Source organism: Xanthobacter sp. NM-25 (assembly GCF_022138605.1).
Taxonomy (GTDB): domain Bacteria; phylum Pseudomonadota; class Alphaproteobacteria; order Rhizobiales; family Xanthobacteraceae; genus Xanthobacter.
On sequence record NZ_JACBFS010000001.1, the window covers coordinates 181,498 to 197,012 of the forward strand.

Sequence of the window (15,515 nt, forward strand, 5' to 3'; positions counted from 1 at the left end):
CAATCAGTACACACAAAACTGATTGGTACAGATCATGACCTCACGTCCACCGCTGCCGCCCTTCAGCCTTGAGACCGCCACGCAGAAGGTGCGCATGGCGGAAGATGCCTGGAACACGCGGGATCCCGAGCGGGTCTCCCTCGCCTATACGCCCGACAGCCGCTGGCGGAACCGCTCCGACTTCCTGTCCGGACGCCCCGCCATCGTCGCCTTTCTCGATGCCAAGTGGCGGCGCGAGTTGGATTATCGGCTCATCAAGGAGCTCTGGGCGTTCCACGGCAACCGCATCGCCGTGCGCTTCCAATATGAGTGGCATGACGCCGAGGAGGCGTGGTTCCGCTCCTACGGCAACGAGCAATGGGAGTTCGACGAGAACGGCTTGATGCGCCGGCGCGAAGCCTCCATCAACGACGTGCCGATCCGGCTGGAGGACCGCCGCTTCCTGTGGCCGGCCGGCCCGCGTCCGGCGGATCACCCGGGCCTGACCGAGCTGGGGCTGTGATGGCGCGGATGGTGATGGAGCGGGCGGATGTCATTCCCCTCCTCGGGGAGGTGTTCCGCGCGCACGGTTTCGAGGGGGCGAGCCTTTCCGCCATCACGGCCGGCACCGGCCTCGGCAAGGGCAGCCTCTATCACTTCTTCCCGGGCGGGAAGGAGGAGATGGCGGCGGCGGTGCTTCAGGACATCGACGGCTGGTTCGAGCGCGCGGTCTTCGCGCCCTTGCGCGACGAGCCGGACGCGGCCGCGGCCATCCGGGCGAGTCTGGCGGCGGTGGAGCAGTATTTCCGCTCTGGCCGGCGGGTGTGCCTGGTCGGCGTCTTTGCTCTGGGCGAGGTGCGGGACCGGTTCGCCGATGAGGTGGAGGGCTATTTCGCCCGCTGGCGCGCCGCGCTGGCGGCGGCCCTTCAGCGGGCCGGGCGGCCGGAAGCGGAGGCCCGAGATACGGCGGAAGACGCGGTGCTGACCATCCAGGGGGCACTGGTGCTGGCCCGCGCCCTCGATGATCCGGCGGTGTTCACGCGGGCCCTGGCGCGCCTGGAGCACCGCCTCTTCGGCTGAGGACGGGACCGCGTCGCGGCCCCGTCCTCGTTCAGCCTCAGGAGGCCTTGGCCTTCTGCACCAGACGCGGGGCATAGACATGCTCCGGCCCGGGGAAGGCACGGGCCCGCACGTCCTCCGCATAGGAGGCTACCGCCTTCTCGATCTCCGGACCGAGATTGGCATACTTCTTCACGAACTTGGGCACCCGGTCGCCAAGGCCCAGCATGTCCTCCAGCACCAGCACCTGGCCATCACAGGCCGGCGAGCCGCCGATGCCGATGGTGGGCGGCGCCACCTCCTGGGTGATGCGACGGGCCAAAGGCTCAGCGATGGCTTCCAGCACCACGGCGAAGGCACCCGCCTCGGCCACCGCGCGGGCATCGTCGAGGATCACGCTCGCCTCGGCATCATCGCGGCCGCGGGCCTTGAACGAGCCGAGAGTGTTGATGGCCTGGGGCGTGAGACCCACATGGCCCATCACCGGAATGCCCCGATCCACCAGGAAGCGCACGGTCTCGGCCATGCGACGGCCGCCTTCCAGCTTCACCGCGCCGGCGCCGGTCTCCTTCAGCACCCGGGCAGCGGTGTGGAACGCCTCGGTGGGGCTCGCCTCGTAGCTGCCGAACGGCAGGTCCACGACGATCAGCGCCCGCTTGGTGCCGCGCACCACGGCGCGGCCGTGCACGATCATCATCTCCACCGTCACCGGCACGGTGGTTTCCAGGCCATGCATGACCATGCCGAGACTGTCGCCCACCAGGATCACATCCACGTGGCGGTCGAGCAGACGCGCGGTGTGAGCGTGGTAGGAGGTGAGGGAGACGATGGGATCGCCCCCCTTGCGGGCCTGGATCTCCGGCGCGGTGATGCGGCGGTTCTCTGCCTGGCTGGACATGACGTTCCTCTATGTTTTGCGACGGGCACCTTTGCCCTGTTCCCGCTACGGCCAGCGGCCGCGCCCCACCCGGATCAGATGACAGGAACACCGATCACATAAGGGTGGAACAGCAAAGCGAGAGCCGCATAGAGCACCAGCCCGCCCACGACCGCAAGAGCATCGCCGCTCCAGCCCGCCGGCGCCGCCGGCACCACCACCCCGCGCCGCTTCTGCGCGATCCGGTCATACACCGCCCAGGCCAGCACCGCGCCGAACAGCACCACCGAGGCCACGTCGCCATTGGCCAGGAGATGGGCGAAGGCCCAGGTCTTCACCGCCACCAGCAGCGGATGCTTCAGCCAACTGCGCAGATGGCTCGGCACATAAGCGGACACGGCGGCGATGCAGGCGATGAGCATCAGCAGCAGCGTGACATGCCGCAGCGCCAGCGGCGGATCCCAGAGCACGGCGGAACCGGCGGCCCGCCACAGGGCGAAGCCATAGGCCGTGAGCAGCAGCCCACTGACCGCCACCAGCGAGAAGAACGCCTTGTAGGTGCCCGCGCCCACATCGGCGATGAGCCGGGCGCGCAGGCCCCGGGCGCTCGCCACCAGATGGACACCAATGAACACCACCAGGCCCAGCAGCATCATGGCCATGAAACGCACTCCCAATGGCGCAAGCCCCGCGTCTCCAGAGCATGCCCGGCGCCGGGCGGCAAGAGCCCAGGTCGCCACAGGCCGAGACGGGGATGCGCCTCCTGGTCACGCAAGCCGCCATCACCCTCGCGGGTTGCATTATGGCTTTACCGTGGCAGTATGGCTGACGGAGGGGAAGACCATGCGCCACATGTGGACCCTGTCCCGCCACGGGATGCCGCCGCGCCACGCGCCCCACCCTGCCGTCAACCTCAGGGTGTGGATCCGCGCGCTGGCCGTCGGCCTCGTGCTGCTGGCCGGTGGCCTGTGGGGCGGCACCGCGCCCGCCCACGCCGGCGTCGTCGCCCGGATCGACCTCTCCAGCCAACGCATGGTGGTCTATGTGAACGGCGTGCCGCGCTATAACTGGCCGGTCTCCACCGCCCGGCGCGGCTATGTCACCCCCACCGGCACCTATCGCCCCCAGCGGCTCTACCGCAGCTATTATTCCCGCAAGTATGACAACTCGCCGATGCCCTACTCCATCTTCTTCCGGGGTGGCTATGCGATCCACGGCAGCTATGCGATCCGCCAGCTGGGGGCGCCGGCCTCCCATGGGTGCATCCGCCTGCACCCCAGCAACGCCGCGACTCTCTACAGCCTGGTGCAGAACTACGGCCCCCGCGACACGCTGATCCAGATCACCCGCTGACGACCGGCGGCACCTGGCGACGCGGCCGGACGCCGCCACTTACCCCTGCCCCGACAGGCATTTCGGCACGTATGTTGCACGCGCATGGCGCAAATGCGCGAAATCCTTGCCCGACGGGTCTTCTTTTCGTCGTGCACTCATGGTATCGGCCACTGCCAACTCGAAATGAGGGCTCACACTGGCGTTTGGCGCTGTGCCCCGTTCCGACATCAGACGCGATGCACTTTCGCAATCGCCATCAGGAGTTGGCCATGACTGCCCCACTCGCCCCCTCGTCCTCCCCCATCTCCGGTGGCGTTTTCCGTGAAGGGCTGACCTTCGACGACGTGCTGCTCCAGCCCGGCCCTTCCGAAGTGATGCCCGGCGAGGTGAACACGGTCACCCAGCTCACCAAGTCCATCACCCTCAACCTGCCCATCATCTCCGCCGCCATGGACACGGTGACCGAGGCCCGCCTCGCCATTGCCATGGCCCAGGCCGGCGGCCTCGGCGTCATCCATCGCAACCTCACCCCCGAGCTGCAGGCCGAGCAGGTGCGGCTGGTGAAGAAGTATGAGTCGGGCATGGTGGTGAACCCGGTCACCATCCATCCGGACGAGACCTTGTCGGACGCCCTGGCGCTCATGAAGCACTATGGCATCTCCGGCATTCCGGTGGTGGAGCGGTCCAGCGGCAACCTCCCCGGCCGGCTGGTGGGCATCCTCACCAACCGCGACGTGCGCTTCGCCCACAATCCGAACCAGCCGGTCTCCGAGCTGATGACCAAGGAACGCCTCATCACCGTGCGTGAGGGCGAGGTGAACCAGGACGCCGCCAAGCGGCTGCTGCACCAGTACCGCATCGAGAAGCTGCTGGTGGTGGATGCGGATGACCGCTGCGTCGGCCTCATCACCGTCAAGGACATCGAGAAGGCGGTGGCCTATCCCAACGCCGCCAAGGACGAGCAGGGCCGCCTGCGCGTCGCCGCCGCCACCACCGTGGGCGAGGACGGCTACGAGCGGACCGAGCGCCTGATCGACGCCGGCGTGGATCTGGTGGTGGTGGACACCGCCCACGGCCATTCCAAGAAGGTTCTGGACCAGGTCAGCCGCATCAAGCGCCTCTCCAACACCACGCAGATTCTGGCCGGCAACATCGCCACCCGCGAGGGCGCCAAGGCGCTGATCGACGCCGGCGCCGATGCGGTGAAGGTGGGCATCGGGCCCGGCTCCATCTGCACCACCCGCATCGTCGCGGGCGTCGGCGTGCCCCAGCTCACCGCGGTGATGGACGCGGTGGAAGCGGCGCTCGCCACCGGCACCCCGGTGGTGGCCGACGGCGGCATCAAGTATTCGGGCGATCTCGCCAAGGCGCTGGCCGCCGGCGCGTCTGCCGCCATGGTCGGCTCGCTGCTGGCCGGCACCGATGAGAGCCCGGGCGAGGTGTTCCTGTATCAGGGCCGCTCCTACAAGTCCTATCGCGGCATGGGCTCGGTGGGCGCCATGGCGCGCGGCTCCGCCGACCGCTATTTCCAGGCCGAGGTCCGCGACACCCTGAAGCTGGTGCCGGAAGGCATCGAGGGCCAGGTGGCCTACAAGGGCCCGGTGGGCGCGGTGCTGCACCAGCTCGCCGGCGGCCTGCGCGCCGCCATGGGCTATGTGGGCGGGCGCACCCTGCCGGAGTTCCGCGAGAAGGCGCGCTTCGTGCGCATCTCCTCGGCCGGCCTGCGGGAAAGCCACGTGCATGACGTGCTGATCACCCGCGAAAGCCCCAACTACCCGACCAGCGTGTGAGGCTTCAGCCCAGCACCAAACACAAAGGCCGGCGCACCCCGCCGGCCTTTTCTTTTCTCTTGTGAAGATCGGTTACTGCCGCGCTCGGTTACTGCCGCGCTCGGTTACTGCCGCGATCGGCTACTTGGGCGCCTCGGCGCGTTCCTGGGCCCGGAAGGCGGTGACGTATTCCACCAGGAAGGCTGTGGACCACGCCACCATCATCGGCCCGAGCAGCGACTCGAACCCGGCGATGCCGCGGAACAGCTTGCTGATGCTGAGACCATCCGGCCCCACCGTGGTGTACATGGTGAGCGAAAAATAGGTCGCGTTGCCCATATCGGAAAAGGCGCCAATGGACACGTAGCCAATGGCCCACAGGACGATCTCAAAGATGTGGATGCTGCACAGCGCCACCATGAGGCCGCTCACCACCACCGTGTCCCGCATCACGTGGTGGTTGAAGCTGCGCATTTTGAGCAGCCTGCGAATGCCAATTCGAACCACATAGAGCGCATACATGTGGACAAAGACCGTGACGACCGCCAGCACCAGGCTCACGGCGATCACGTACAGGTAATCCATAGCCACAGACATCCGTCCACGCCTCCCACGACGGTGAATCACCGGCGCAGGGTAGTGTGTTCCATGGACGAAAGGCGAATGGCGCCCCGACCCGAGGCGCCAAGGCTGGGGATGACGCGTCCCACCCACCGCTTACGGCCCGCTGCGGCGCACCGTTCTGCGATTGCCGGCGGGCGCTTTGCGCGCGGCTCCTCGCCGCTTGCTCCCCCGCTTACTTCCCCTTGGGGCGCCGCGGCGGCGTCACGTCGATCATCTCGGACTCCATGGAGGGGCGCACCTCCTGGCCCGTGCGCAGATCGAATACCTGCACGCCACCGAAGTTGGCGCGGCGCATAGAGACATTCCCGCGCCCGGTGATGAGCGCGTAGAGCCCACCGCCCAGCAGCAGGGCGGTGATGACCACACCGGCAACGATGATGAGGCCGCCAACCACGGTGAACAGGGCAAAGCCCACCAGGGCCGCCACGGCGAGGCCGGCGAAACCGCCGAACAGGGTGAGGAGCTGTCTCATGCTTCACACCCTAACGGCACATTCGGGCGGACTTGAGACCGCACGTTGAAGCCGGCGCCCACCGGCGTGCCGCTCAGAGCGCGTCGCGCAGCTGCTTCACGAAACTGGAAAGGCCGGTGAGCCGGCGACGCTTGAGCCGCTCGGCCTGCAGGATTGACCGCAGCTTCGCCAGGCTGTCCTCAACCTCGTGATTGATCAGGATGTAGTCATACTCGTCATAATGGCTGATCTCGTCGGAGGCCTTGGCCATGCGCTGGTGCACCACGTCATCGGTATCCTGCGCCCGTGACCGCAGGCGCTGCTCGAGATCGGCGGCGGTGGGCGGCAGCAGGAACACCTTCACCAGATCCTGCTGGGCGCTCTCGCCCAGTTGCTGGGTGCCCTGCCAATCGATGTCGAACAGCACGTCGCGGCCGGCGGACAGCGCCTCCTCCACCGCGCGGCGGGGCGTGCCATAGAGATTCTGGAACACGGTGGCGTGCTCCAGCAGCTCGCCCCGGTCCCGCATCTGCTCAAAGGTCGGCACGTCGACGAAGAAGTAATCCTTGCCGTCCACCTCGCCGGGGCGCGGATGCCGGGTGGTGACCGACACCGACATGGTGATGCGCGAATCCGCTTCCAGCAGGCGGCGGGACAAGGTGGTCTTGCCGGCACCCGAGGGAGAGGACAACACCAGCATCAGCCCGCGGCGGGCAAGGCCGCTGGTGGCGCCGGGCTTCCAGCCCGGCAGCGTGAAATGGGGCGAGAGGGAGGACGAGCTGGTCACGGGCGTCATTCCAGATTCTGGATCTGCTCGCGGAACTGATCCACCAGCAGCTTGAGGTCAAGGCCGATCTGCGTCAGCGTCACCGCATTGGCCTTCGAGCACAGGGTGTTCGCTTCCCGATTGAACTCCTGCGCCAGGAAATCGAGCTGGCGCCCCACCGGGCCGCCCTGGGCCAGAAGCTGCCGCGCCGCGGCCACGTGGGCGTTAAGCCGGTCCAGCTCCTCGCGCACGTCCGCCTTGGTGGCCAGCAGCACCGCCTCCTGATGCAGCCGCTCCGCATCGAGCTGGTGGGCGGAGGCATCGAGGAGCACCCGCACCTGCTCGGCAAGGCGGGTGCGGATGGCTTCCACCGTCCGCTCCGGCAGTGCCTCCGCCGTCGCCACCAAAGCGGCAATGGAGTCGAGCCGGGCAGACAGCACCGCCTCCAGCGCCTGTCCCTCGCGGGCCCGCATGGCACACAGCTCGGTCAAGGCATGATCGAACGCGGCGAGGACGGCAGCGCCGCGGGCGCGCCGTTCCGCCGCTGTCTCCTCCACCTCAGCCACCTCGACGATGCCCTTGATGCCCAGGAGCGCGTCGAGGGTGGGGGCCGGGGTGCCGAGCCGCTCGGCACTGCCACGCAGTGTCTCCAGCAAGCCTTCGAGGGCCGGCTGGTTGAGGCGGATGGACACGCTCTCTCCCTCGCGCACGGCGGTCAGATTGATCGCCACCGATCCGCGCGCCAGGACGGCGCCGGCGCGGGCCCGGATCTGCACTTCCAGATCCTCATGGCCCGGCGGCAGGCGCAGGCGCAGGTCCAGCCCCTTGCCGTTGACCGAGCGCAGTTCCCAGGAGAAACGCCACGGCCCGTCGCTGCCCGCGACCCGGGCGAAGGCCGTCATGCTGGCCAGCGGCTTGGTGCCCGCCGGGGGCTTGCGACCCGCCGGGGGCTTGGTCGCCGCGGCGGGCGGGGTGGATGAGCTCATGTGCATTCGCGCGCCAGGTGGACCGCCGCGCGCCTTCTCAATTGGCCGGGCTGGGCGTCGCGGGCGCGGCGCCATCCGGCTTGGCGGAATTGGAGCGCGTGGCCTCGATGGCGCGCCACTTGGCAACGTTCTTGTTGTGGTCGTTCAGGGTCTCGGCAAAGGCGTGGCCGCCGGTGCCGTCGGCCACGAAATAGAGATCCTTGGTGGCGGCAGGGTTGGCGACCGCCTCCAGCGCCTCGCGGCCGGGATTGGAGATGGGGCCCGGCGGCAGGCCGTCGATGGCGTAGGTATTATAGGCCGTCGGCGTGGTGATGTCGGTGCGGCTGATGGGACGGCCCAGCGTGCCCTTGCCGCCGGCGATGCCATAGATGATGGTCGGATCCGACTGCAGGCGCATGCGCTTGTTCAGGCGGTTGATGAACACCGCCGCCACCTGCGGCCGCTCCTGCGGCTCGCCGGTCTCCTTCTCCACGATGGAGGCCAGGATGATCAGCTCCTGCACATTCTTCAGCGGCAGGTTCGGCGCGCGTTTCTCCCACACCGCCTTCACCACCTTCTGCTGGGCATCCGCCATCAGCTTCAGCACCTCGTCGCGGGACATGCCGCGGTGGATGCGGTAGGTCTCCGGCAGCAGCGTGCCTTCCAGCGGCACCACCGGGGTTCCGGTCAGAAACTCATTGGCCATCAGCCGGTCCACCACCTGCTGGCTGGTGAGACCTTCGGGAATCGTCACCTGGTGCAGCACCACCTTGCCGGAGGCGATGGTGTCCACCACGCTGGCCATGGACTGGCCCGGCTTGAACAGGTATTCGCCCGCCTTCATCTTAGCGTCGCTGCGGGTGATCTTCTGGCCGAGGATGAACACCAGCCAATTGTCGATCACCCCCTCGCGCTCCAGGGATTCCGCCATGTCGCGCACGCCGGCGCCACGGGGGATGAGCACGGTCTTCTCGGCGGTGAGCGGCCCCGGGCCCTCGAACTCGTGCGCCCCATACCAGGCGGCGAGGCCGCCGCCGATGAGCACGAACAGCAGAAAGGTGAAGATGCCGCTGCCAATGGTCACCGCCGGATGACGCGCGGTGCGGGAAGGGCGTTTCGCTGCGCTCGCCTTCCGGTCCCGCCGCCGCACATGGTGAGCCGGCGCCACGCTGCGCTCGGGGCTTTCCGGCGGCGGGTTCTCAGACGTTTCCATGACAGGGCCTCCCTGGAGCCGGGTGATCGTCTCGGCCCCGGCGGGCGCGGCCGCCCGCCTTGTCGGGAACCACTGCCGTGCCGGATCAGGCCGCGTAGCGCCGGAAGATCAGCGACGCATTGGTGCCACCGAAACCAAAGGAATTGGACAGCACCGTGTCGATCTTGCGCGACTGGGCCTTCTGCGGCACCAGATCGATCGGCGTTTCCACCGAAGGATTCTCAAGATTCAGCGTCGCCGGCGCCATCTGGTCGCGGATGGCGAGCACCGAGAAGATGGCCTCGACCGCCCCGGCCGCACCCAGCAGGTGGCCGATGGACGACTTGGTGGACGACATGGCCGTCTTGCCGGCCGCATTGCCCAGCACCCGCTCCACGGCGCGCAGCTCGATCTCATCGGCCATGGTGGAAGTGCCATGGGCGTTGATGTAATCGACCTCGTCAGCGGACAGACCCGCCCGCTTCAGCGCCGCCGACATGCAGCGATAGGCGCCGTCGCCGTCCGATGACGGGGCGGTGATGTGATAGGCATCGCCCGACAGGCCATAGCCCACCAGCTCCGCATAGATGCGGGCGCCGCGAGCCTTCGCGTGCTCCAGCTCCTCCAGCACCACGACACCGGCGCCTTCGCCCATCACGAAGCCATCACGGTCCCTGTCATAGGGACGCGAGGCGCGGGTGGGCTCGTCGTTGAAGGCCGTGCAGAGCGCCTTGCAGGCGGCGAAGCCGGCGAGGGCCAGACGGTTGATGGGCGATTCGGTCCCGCCCGCCACCATCACGTCGGCATCGCCCAGGGCGATCAGCCGGCCGGCGTCGCCGATGGCGTGGGCGCCGGTGGAGCAGGCCGTGACCACCGCATGATTCGGCCCCTTGAGGCCGTGGGCGATGGAGACATAGCCGCCGGCGAGATTGATCAGCCGGCCGGGAATGAAGAAGGGAGAGATGCGGCGCGGGCCGCGCTCCTTCAGAATCAGCGACGCTTCCGCGATGCCCTCGATGCCACCGATTCCCGAACCGATGAGCACGCCCGAGGTGATCTGATCCTCATAGGTGGAGGGATGCCAGCCGGCATCATCCAGCGCCTGCTGGGCCGCAGCCATGGCGAAGACGATGAATTCGTCGACCTTGCGCTGCTCCTTGGCCTCCATCCACTGATCGGGATTATAGGTGCCGTCGGAACCGTCGCCGCGCGGGATATTCGCGGCGATCTTGCACGCGAGATCCGACACGTCGAAGTGCGTCACAGCCTTCACGCCGCTTTCGCCGGCGAGAAGGCGCTGCCACGTGGGTTCCACGCCGCAGCCCAGGGGCGTCACCATGCCGAGACCGGTGACGACGACACGTCTCATGGGAAAAACTCCGGCAGACGCTCGAAAAGCGTTCATTCAGCGTGAACCTGGAGGCGCCATGCGCACCCGGGCGACCGCCCTACCCCCGGCGCGACGGCCGCCGCAGCCGCGCACCCCGTTACGACAACGGCCGCGGGCGCCCGGCGCCGCGCGACCGCCACGTTTTTCAACGCCGGCCTCAGGCCGCGTTCTTTTCCAGGAACTTGATGGCGTCGCCCACCGTCAGGATGGTCTCGGCGGCATCGTCCGGGATCTCGCAGTTGAAGGCCTCCTCGAAGGCCATCACGAGCTCGACGGTGTCGAGGCTGTCGGCGCCGAGATCGTCGATGAAAGAGGCAGCGTCCGTCACCTTTTCAGGTTCCACGCCCAGATGTTCAGCGACAATCTTCTTCACCCGCTCGGCGATGTCACTCATCGATGCAACCCTCGTTGTTCAGATAATCCCGTTGCCGTTCGGCGGCTGGAGGTGGGCATAATGCCTTTTTTCCGCCGTGCCCAGCCCCCTCGCCCGCGTCCGGTGCATGGGCGTCGCGCCATCCACGCGGAAACTCCGCGGGAGGAGGCGCCGCGCCGCAGCTTCCTGGCGCTGCGTGGCGGATCGGCAGTGCCCACGGGCACTACGAATCCGGACCGGCTGAGCGGCTCGTATCATACTCGCGGCGCCCTGACCAGCGAGGCCGAGGCGCCGCGCGGCGCAATTCAGATCATCGCCATGCCGCCGTTGACGTGCAGCGTCTGCCCCGTGACGTAGCCCGCCTCGCTGGAGGCGAGATAGACGCAGGCGGCGGCGATGTCCTCCGGCGTGCCCAGCTTGGCCGCGGGCACCGCCTTCAGGATGCTCTCACGCTGCTTGTCATTGAGCGCATCGGTCATCGGCGTGGCGATGAAGCCCGGGGCGATGCAGTTCACGGTGATGCCGCGGGAAGCCACTTCCTGCGCCAGCGACTTCGACATGCCGATCATGCCCGCCTTGGCCGCGGCATAATTGCCCTGCCCGGCATTGCCGGTGACGCCGACGATGGAGGTGATGGAGATGATGCGGCCGGAGCGGCGGCGCATCATGGTGCGCACGGCGGCGCGGGTGAGCCGGAACACCGCCGTCAGGTTCACCGCCAGCACCTGGTCCCACGCCTCATCCGAAAGGCGCATGAAGATGTTGTCGCGGGTGATGCCGGCATTGTTGACCAGGATGTCGATATGGCCCCCCAGCGCCTCCTCAGCGCTCGGCACCAGCTTTTCCACCTCGTCCGTGTCGCCGAGATTGCAGGGCAGCACCACCACCCGCTCACCGCCCAGCTCCGCGGCCAGGGCATCGAGCGCCTCGCGGCGGGTGCCGGAAATGGCCACGGTGGCGCCCTGGGCGTGCAGGCCCTTGGCGATGGCGCCGCCAATGCCACCGGTCGCGCCGGTGACAAGGGCGGTCTTGCCGGTCAGATCGAACATGAGACCCCAGTCCTTTGGTTGGTTCCGGCGTCGTGGCCGGTTTCATATGGCTGCGCGCCCAGAGCGATGGCGCGCCCCGGATGGCCCGCGGTTCGAGCCGGCGCGATGACAGGCCAGGCCCGTCCTTGCCGGACTTGTGCCTCGTCTGCTGGCGCCGCCGCAAGCGACGATGGGGCACCTAGCCGAAATTTCGTCACCCACGGCGCCTGGGCACGGCGCGCCCGCCGCCGACGACACAGGGCCCGCGACGCGCTATCCGGACGCGCCACGGGCCGAAGCACTCAGGCCGCGGAGGCGGCGCGGACGGCGGCGATGAAGGCGGCCACGTCCTCGGGGGTGCCCACATTGCTGCTGGCGATCGAGCGATCGATGCGCTTCACCAGGCCGCACAGCACCTTGCCCGCGCCCACTTCCACCATGCGGTTGACGCCGGCGCCGGCCATGTAGATGACGCTTTCACGCCAGCGCACGGTGCCGGTCACCTGCTCCACCAGCAGCCGCACGATCTCGGCCGGGTCGGTCACCGGCGAGGCGCGCACGTTGCTCACCACCGGCACCCGGGGTGTCATCACGGTGGAGCCGGACAGCGCCACTTCCATGGCTTCCGCCGCCGGGCCCATGAGCCGGCAATGGAACGGCGCGGACACCGGCAGCAGCATCGCCTTGAGCGCGCCCTTCTCCTTGGCGATGACGATGGCGCGATCCACCGCCGCCTTGGTGCCGGACACCACCACCTGGCCGGGGGCGTTGTCGTTGGCCGCCTCGCAGACGTCGTCGCCGGCCGCTTCCGCGGCAACCGCGACGGCCTGCTCGTAATCGAGGCCAAGCAGCGCCGCCATGGCGCCCTCGCCCACCGGCACCGCCTCCTGCATGGCGCGACCGCGAATCCGCAGCAGACGCGCGGCTTCCGTCACCGTCAGCGCGCCGGCGGCGGCCAGGGCCGAATATTCGCCCAGCGAATGACCGGCCACGAAGGCGGCGTCGCGGGCGAGGTCCAGCCCGGCTTCCGTCTCCAGCACCCGCAGCGCCGCCAGCGAGACCGCCATCAACGCCGGCTGCGCGTTGGCGGTCAGGGTGAGGGTCTCCAGCGGGCCGTCCCACATCACCCGCGTCAGGCTCTCGTTGAGCGCCGCGTCGACCTCATCGAACACCGCCTTGGCGGCCGGGAAATTCTCGGCAAGGGCCTTGCCCATGCCCACCGCCTGGCTGCCCTGGCCGGGGAAGATGAAGGCAGTGTGTGACCCAGTGTGTGGCCCGTCGCTCATAGGCGGCCCTCCGCTTGGAAATTTGGGGAGCGCAGAGACACCCGGATTGTGGGCGAGTCAAGGCAGCGCCGCCGGCGCCTCCCACTCAGCCCGGCTCGGCGGGCAGCCAGCGCCGCGCCTCCGCCGGTCCGATGCGCCCATCATGCAGCGCCGATGCCACCAGCACGCCGGCGACGCCCACTTCGGCCAAAGCGTCCAGATCCGCCGCCCCGCGCACGCCCCCGGCGGCGAAGATCGCCCCGCCCGGATGACGCGCACGCACCCGGGCGAGGGCTTCGAGGTCAGGCCCCTCGCCGGAGCCGACCCGGGCCAGGGTCATCACGATCACCCGTGGCGGCCACAGGGCCGCGTCCTCATGCAGGTCGCGCGGGCCGAGCGGACCCTCCCCATTGGAATCCAAGGACAAAACCGTCGTACCTGCGGCCAGCGTCGCCCGCGCGGTGGCGACGTCGGAGAGGGTCTCGGTGCCCACCACGCTCACCCCCAATCCGGCCGCCGCGCGGGCGCGCACCGCCTCGGCCGTGGCATCGCCCGCATCCACCCACAGCTCGATGGTGGGGAAGGCGCGCCGCAGGCGGGCGATGACGGCGGCGTTGTCCCCCATTCTGGTGATGGCATCGAGATCGGCGATGTAGAGGGTGCGGAACTGAGCGAGCGAGAGAAGGCCCGCCACCACGGCCTCGGCCTCGCAAGAGGGCGCCAAGGGTGTGGACAGCGGCGCGTAGGCGGCCCGCATGCCACGGCGCGCGTGCACCACCACGCCTCCCTTGAGGTCGATAACAGGGATAAGCTGCATGCTGCCCTCTCTCACTCGCTCTCGATCCATCCCCGGCGCCGGGAAGGAGCCCCATGCGCGTTTTTATCTGCGAGTACGTGACATCCGGCGGGCTGCGCGACAAGCGCCTGCCCGAGCTGCTGCTGCCCGGCGCCAGCTTGATCCGCGACGCCCTGATCGCCGACGTGGAGGAACTGCCGGGGATCGAGATCGTCGTCGCCCATGATGATCGCCTGCCGCCCGCCGCCACCGGCAGCGTGCCGGTGGCGGCGGGACAAGATCCCTTCGCCGTCTGGTCCGAGCTCGCCCGGCACGTGGATGCGGTCTGGCCGGTGGGGCCGGAGAGCGACGGCATCCTGCAACGGATGGCGGCAACCTTCTCGCCCCTCACCCGCCGCTGCATCGCCTCTGCGCCGGACACGCTCGCCATTACCACCAGCAAGGGCGCGACGGCGCGTCACCTCGCCACGGCGGGCATCCCCTGCGTCCCCGCTTTCCCCATGGCCGCGCTGCCGACGGACCTTGCCGGGCCGCTGATTTCCAAGCCGGATCAGGGTTCCGGCTGCGCACAGGTGCACCTGTGGCCGGACCGCGCCAGCCTGCCCGCAGGCACACACCTGGTGGTGCAGCCGTTCGTGCCCGGCCCAGTGCTCGAACTGAGCGTTCTGGTGCATCCCGATGGCGCCCGGCTGCTCACCGCCAATCCCCTGGAGATCCACCATCTGGTCGGCGTGCTGGCGGTCACCGGCGCCACCGTCGGCGCCGAGCCGGACCGCAACGGCACCTTCGCCGCCCTGGCGCGGCAGGTGGTGGATGCGCTTCCGGGCCTGTCCGGCATCATCGGCATCGACGTGATCCTCACGTCGGATGGCCCCAAAGTGCTGGAGATCAATGCCCGCCCTACCCCCACCTATGCGGCGCTGCATGCCGCGCTGGGGGTGAACCCGGCCACCTTCCTACCGCAGCTGATGCGCTCGGGACGGCCGCCGGCCCTGCCCGCGTTGCCGCCGGCCCGGCCGGTGGTGCTGAAGATGCGTTGAAAGGTGTCGTGGAACACAATAGGAAGACAGAAGATTGCGCAGATGCGTGCGGCACCCGGCGGGGCCGGACTATCGCCTCACGGTGGTGGCCGGGTTCCTGGCTATGACCGCGAGCCGGCACCTGCTGTCGCGCGAGGCGTGAATGACACCTGATGATCCAGATATGCTGACCGAGAGCGCGGTCATGGCCGATCCCTCCGGGGCCCCCCGCCCACCGCGCTCCGACCGCCTGTTCCTCCGCAACCTGCCCTTCTACGCGCACCACGGCGTGCACCAGGCGGAGCAGGAGCTGGGCCAGCGATTCGTGGTGGATGTGGACTGGTGGCTGGATACCCGGCCCGCGGCCTGGGCCGACGATGAGGCCCTCACCGTCTCCTATCAGCAGGTCTTCGAGCATGTGCGCACGGTGGTCACCGATGCGCCGGTGCACCTCATCGAGACCCTGGCGGAGCGCATTGCCAGCCGGCTTCTGGACCATTTCGAGCAGATCGAGCAGGTGCGGGTGGTGGTGCACAAGCCGGGAGCGCCAGTGACCGGCGTGTTCGGCGATGTGGGCATCGAGGTCTTCCGCAGCCGCTGATGGCTGCCCTTCTAAGAGCTTGAACC

The 15,515-nt window shown here is 68.6% G+C and carries 18 protein-coding genes; 6 read left to right on the forward strand and 12 right to left on the reverse strand.

Going from position 1 to position 15,515, the window contains the following annotated elements; genetic code table 11:
* Nucleotides 1–34: 34 nt before the first annotated feature.
* Both MEU52_RS00825 and MEU52_RS00830 read left to right on the forward strand, forming a co-directional pair.
* Complete coding sequence (locus tag MEU52_RS00825; RefSeq protein ID WP_238121851.1) at nucleotides 35–502, forward strand: nuclear transport factor 2 family protein; 468 nt, start codon at nucleotides 35–37, stop codon at nucleotides 500–502.
* Nucleotides 502–1,059, forward strand: coding sequence for a TetR/AcrR family transcriptional regulator (locus tag MEU52_RS00830; protein ID WP_238121850.1), 558 nt, complete (start codon nucleotides 502–504; stop codon nucleotides 1,057–1,059). The genes MEU52_RS00825 and MEU52_RS00830 overlap by 1 nt, the downstream gene beginning before the upstream one ends.
* Nucleotides 1,060–1,096: 37 nt before the next feature.
* Here MEU52_RS00830 and panB read toward each other — a convergent pair whose 3' ends face one another.
* Nucleotides 1,097–1,936 (reverse strand): 3-methyl-2-oxobutanoate hydroxymethyltransferase, encoded by an 840-nt coding sequence (panB, locus tag MEU52_RS00835; RefSeq protein ID WP_238121849.1) that lies wholly within the window; start codon nucleotides 1,934–1,936, stop codon nucleotides 1,097–1,099.
* A gap of 74 nt (nucleotides 1,937–2,010) precedes the next feature.
* Nucleotides 2,011–2,577 (reverse strand): NnrU family protein, encoded by a 567-nt coding sequence (locus MEU52_RS00840; protein WP_238121848.1) that lies wholly within the window; start codon nucleotides 2,575–2,577, stop codon nucleotides 2,011–2,013.
* Nucleotides 2,578–2,758: 181 nt separating this feature from the next.
* Between MEU52_RS00840 and MEU52_RS00845 the strand changes: the two genes are divergently transcribed.
* Entirely contained in the window at nucleotides 2,759–3,268 is a 510-nt protein-coding gene (locus tag MEU52_RS00845; protein WP_273546211.1) for a L,D-transpeptidase, read from the forward strand.
* Between the two features lie 251 nt (nucleotides 3,269–3,519).
* Nucleotides 3,520–5,040 (forward strand): IMP dehydrogenase, encoded by a 1,521-nt coding sequence (gene guaB, locus MEU52_RS00850; protein WP_238121847.1) that lies wholly within the window; start codon nucleotides 3,520–3,522, stop codon nucleotides 5,038–5,040.
* Between the two features lie 120 nt (nucleotides 5,041–5,160).
* On the opposite strand, the gene MEU52_RS00855 is transcribed toward guaB, so the two are convergent.
* The 10 genes from MEU52_RS00855 to MEU52_RS00900 all read right to left on the reverse strand — a co-directional run bounded on the left by MEU52_RS00855 (nucleotide 5,161) and on the right by MEU52_RS00900 (nucleotide 13,890).
* Nucleotides 5,161–5,616 carry a hypothetical protein gene (locus MEU52_RS00855; protein ID WP_238124992.1) on the reverse strand — a complete coding sequence of 152 codons (456 nt, stop codon included), beginning with the start codon at nucleotides 5,614–5,616 and terminating at the stop codon, nucleotides 5,161–5,163.
* Nucleotides 5,617–5,815: 199 nt separating this feature from the next.
* Nucleotides 5,816–6,115, reverse strand: a complete 300-nt coding sequence (locus MEU52_RS00860) for a hypothetical protein (RefSeq protein WP_238121845.1) — start codon at nucleotides 6,113–6,115, stop codon at nucleotides 5,816–5,818.
* A gap of 73 nt (nucleotides 6,116–6,188) precedes the next feature.
* On the reverse strand, nucleotides 6,189–6,794 hold the full coding sequence (gene gmk / locus MEU52_RS00865; protein ID WP_238122031.1) for a guanylate kinase: 606 nt from the start codon (nucleotides 6,792–6,794) through the stop codon (nucleotides 6,189–6,191).
* A gap of 92 nt (nucleotides 6,795–6,886) precedes the next feature.
* Nucleotides 6,887–7,762 (reverse strand): YicC/YloC family endoribonuclease, encoded by an 876-nt coding sequence (locus MEU52_RS00870; protein ID WP_238122030.1) that lies wholly within the window; start codon nucleotides 7,760–7,762, stop codon nucleotides 6,887–6,889.
* A gap of 121 nt (nucleotides 7,763–7,883) precedes the next feature.
* Entirely contained in the window at nucleotides 7,884–9,038 is a 1,155-nt protein-coding gene (gene mltG / locus MEU52_RS00875; RefSeq protein WP_238121844.1) for an endolytic transglycosylase MltG, read from the reverse strand.
* Between the two features lie 85 nt (nucleotides 9,039–9,123).
* Nucleotides 9,124–10,386: a beta-ketoacyl-ACP synthase II gene (gene fabF, locus MEU52_RS00880; RefSeq protein WP_238121843.1), complete on the reverse strand. Its 1,263-nt coding sequence runs from the start codon at nucleotides 10,384–10,386 to the stop codon at nucleotides 9,124–9,126.
* A 178-nt stretch (nucleotides 10,387–10,564) separates the two neighbouring features.
* On the reverse strand, nucleotides 10,565–10,801 hold the full coding sequence (locus MEU52_RS00885; protein WP_238121842.1) for an acyl carrier protein: 237 nt from the start codon (nucleotides 10,799–10,801) through the stop codon (nucleotides 10,565–10,567).
* 284 nt (nucleotides 10,802–11,085) lie between these two features.
* On the reverse strand, nucleotides 11,086–11,829 hold the full coding sequence (gene fabG, locus MEU52_RS00890; protein WP_238121841.1) for a 3-oxoacyl-[acyl-carrier-protein] reductase: 744 nt from the start codon (nucleotides 11,827–11,829) through the stop codon (nucleotides 11,086–11,088).
* Between the two features lie 281 nt (nucleotides 11,830–12,110).
* Nucleotides 12,111–13,094 (reverse strand): ACP S-malonyltransferase, encoded by a 984-nt coding sequence (fabD, locus tag MEU52_RS00895; RefSeq protein ID WP_238121840.1) that lies wholly within the window; start codon nucleotides 13,092–13,094, stop codon nucleotides 12,111–12,113.
* Between the two features lie 85 nt (nucleotides 13,095–13,179).
* Nucleotides 13,180–13,890, reverse strand: a complete 711-nt coding sequence (locus tag MEU52_RS00900; RefSeq protein WP_238121838.1) for a HisA/HisF-related TIM barrel protein — start codon at nucleotides 13,888–13,890, stop codon at nucleotides 13,180–13,182.
* 53 nt (nucleotides 13,891–13,943) lie between these two features.
* Here MEU52_RS00900 and MEU52_RS00905 point away from each other — a divergent pair, with 53 nt between their 5' ends.
* On the forward strand, nucleotides 13,944–14,909 hold the full coding sequence (locus MEU52_RS00905) for an ATP-grasp domain-containing protein (RefSeq protein ID WP_238121837.1): 966 nt from the start codon (nucleotides 13,944–13,946) through the stop codon (nucleotides 14,907–14,909).
* A 163-nt stretch (nucleotides 14,910–15,072) separates the two neighbouring features.
* Complete coding sequence (gene folB / locus MEU52_RS00910) at nucleotides 15,073–15,489, forward strand: dihydroneopterin aldolase (protein ID WP_238121836.1); 417 nt, start codon at nucleotides 15,073–15,075, stop codon at nucleotides 15,487–15,489.
* The last annotated feature ends 26 nt before the right edge of the window (nucleotides 15,490–15,515 follow it).

Bases quoted from the DNA above. Each gene is read 5' to 3' on its own strand.
- MEU52_RS00825 (WP_238121851.1), top strand. From the start codon at position 35: ATGACCTCACGTCCACCGCTGCCGCCCTTCAGCCTTGAGACCGCCACG.
- MEU52_RS00830 (WP_238121850.1), top strand. From the start codon at position 502: ATGGCGCGGATGGTGATGGAGCGGGCGGATGTCATTCCCCTCCTCGGG.
- panB (WP_238121849.1), bottom strand. From the start codon at position 1,936: ATGTCCAGCCAGGCAGAGAACCGCCGCATCACCGCGCCGGAGATCCAG.
- MEU52_RS00840 (WP_238121848.1), bottom strand. From the start codon at position 2,577: ATGGCCATGATGCTGCTGGGCCTGGTGGTGTTCATTGGTGTCCATCTG.
- MEU52_RS00845 (WP_273546211.1), top strand. From the start codon at position 2,759: ATGCGCCACATGTGGACCCTGTCCCGCCACGGGATGCCGCCGCGCCAC.
- guaB (WP_238121847.1), top strand. From the start codon at position 3,520: ATGACTGCCCCACTCGCCCCCTCGTCCTCCCCCATCTCCGGTGGCGTT.
- MEU52_RS00855 (WP_238124992.1), bottom strand. From the start codon at position 5,616: ATGTCTGTGGCTATGGATTACCTGTACGTGATCGCCGTGAGCCTGGTG.
- MEU52_RS00860 (WP_238121845.1), bottom strand. From the start codon at position 6,115: ATGAGACAGCTCCTCACCCTGTTCGGCGGTTTCGCCGGCCTCGCCGTG.
- gmk (WP_238122031.1), bottom strand. From the start codon at position 6,794: ATGCTGGTGTTGTCCTCTCCCTCGGGTGCCGGCAAGACCACCTTGTCC.
- MEU52_RS00870 (WP_238122030.1), bottom strand. From the start codon at position 7,762: ATGACGGCCTTCGCCCGGGTCGCGGGCAGCGACGGGCCGTGGCGTTTC.
- mltG (WP_238121844.1), bottom strand. From the start codon at position 9,038: ATGGAAACGTCTGAGAACCCGCCGCCGGAAAGCCCCGAGCGCAGCGTG.
- fabF (WP_238121843.1), bottom strand. From the start codon at position 10,386: ATGAGACGTGTCGTCGTCACCGGTCTCGGCATGGTGACGCCCCTGGGC.
- MEU52_RS00885 (WP_238121842.1), bottom strand. From the start codon at position 10,801: ATGAGTGACATCGCCGAGCGGGTGAAGAAGATTGTCGCTGAACATCTG.
- fabG (WP_238121841.1), bottom strand. From the start codon at position 11,829: ATGTTCGATCTGACCGGCAAGACCGCCCTTGTCACCGGCGCGACCGGT.
- fabD (WP_238121840.1), bottom strand. From the start codon at position 13,094: ATGAGCGACGGGCCACACACTGGGTCACACACTGCCTTCATCTTCCCC.
- MEU52_RS00900 (WP_238121838.1), bottom strand. From the start codon at position 13,890: ATGCAGCTTATCCCTGTTATCGACCTCAAGGGAGGCGTGGTGGTGCAC.
- MEU52_RS00905 (WP_238121837.1), top strand. From the start codon at position 13,944: ATGCGCGTTTTTATCTGCGAGTACGTGACATCCGGCGGGCTGCGCGAC.
- folB (WP_238121836.1), top strand. From the start codon at position 15,073: ATGCTGACCGAGAGCGCGGTCATGGCCGATCCCTCCGGGGCCCCCCGC.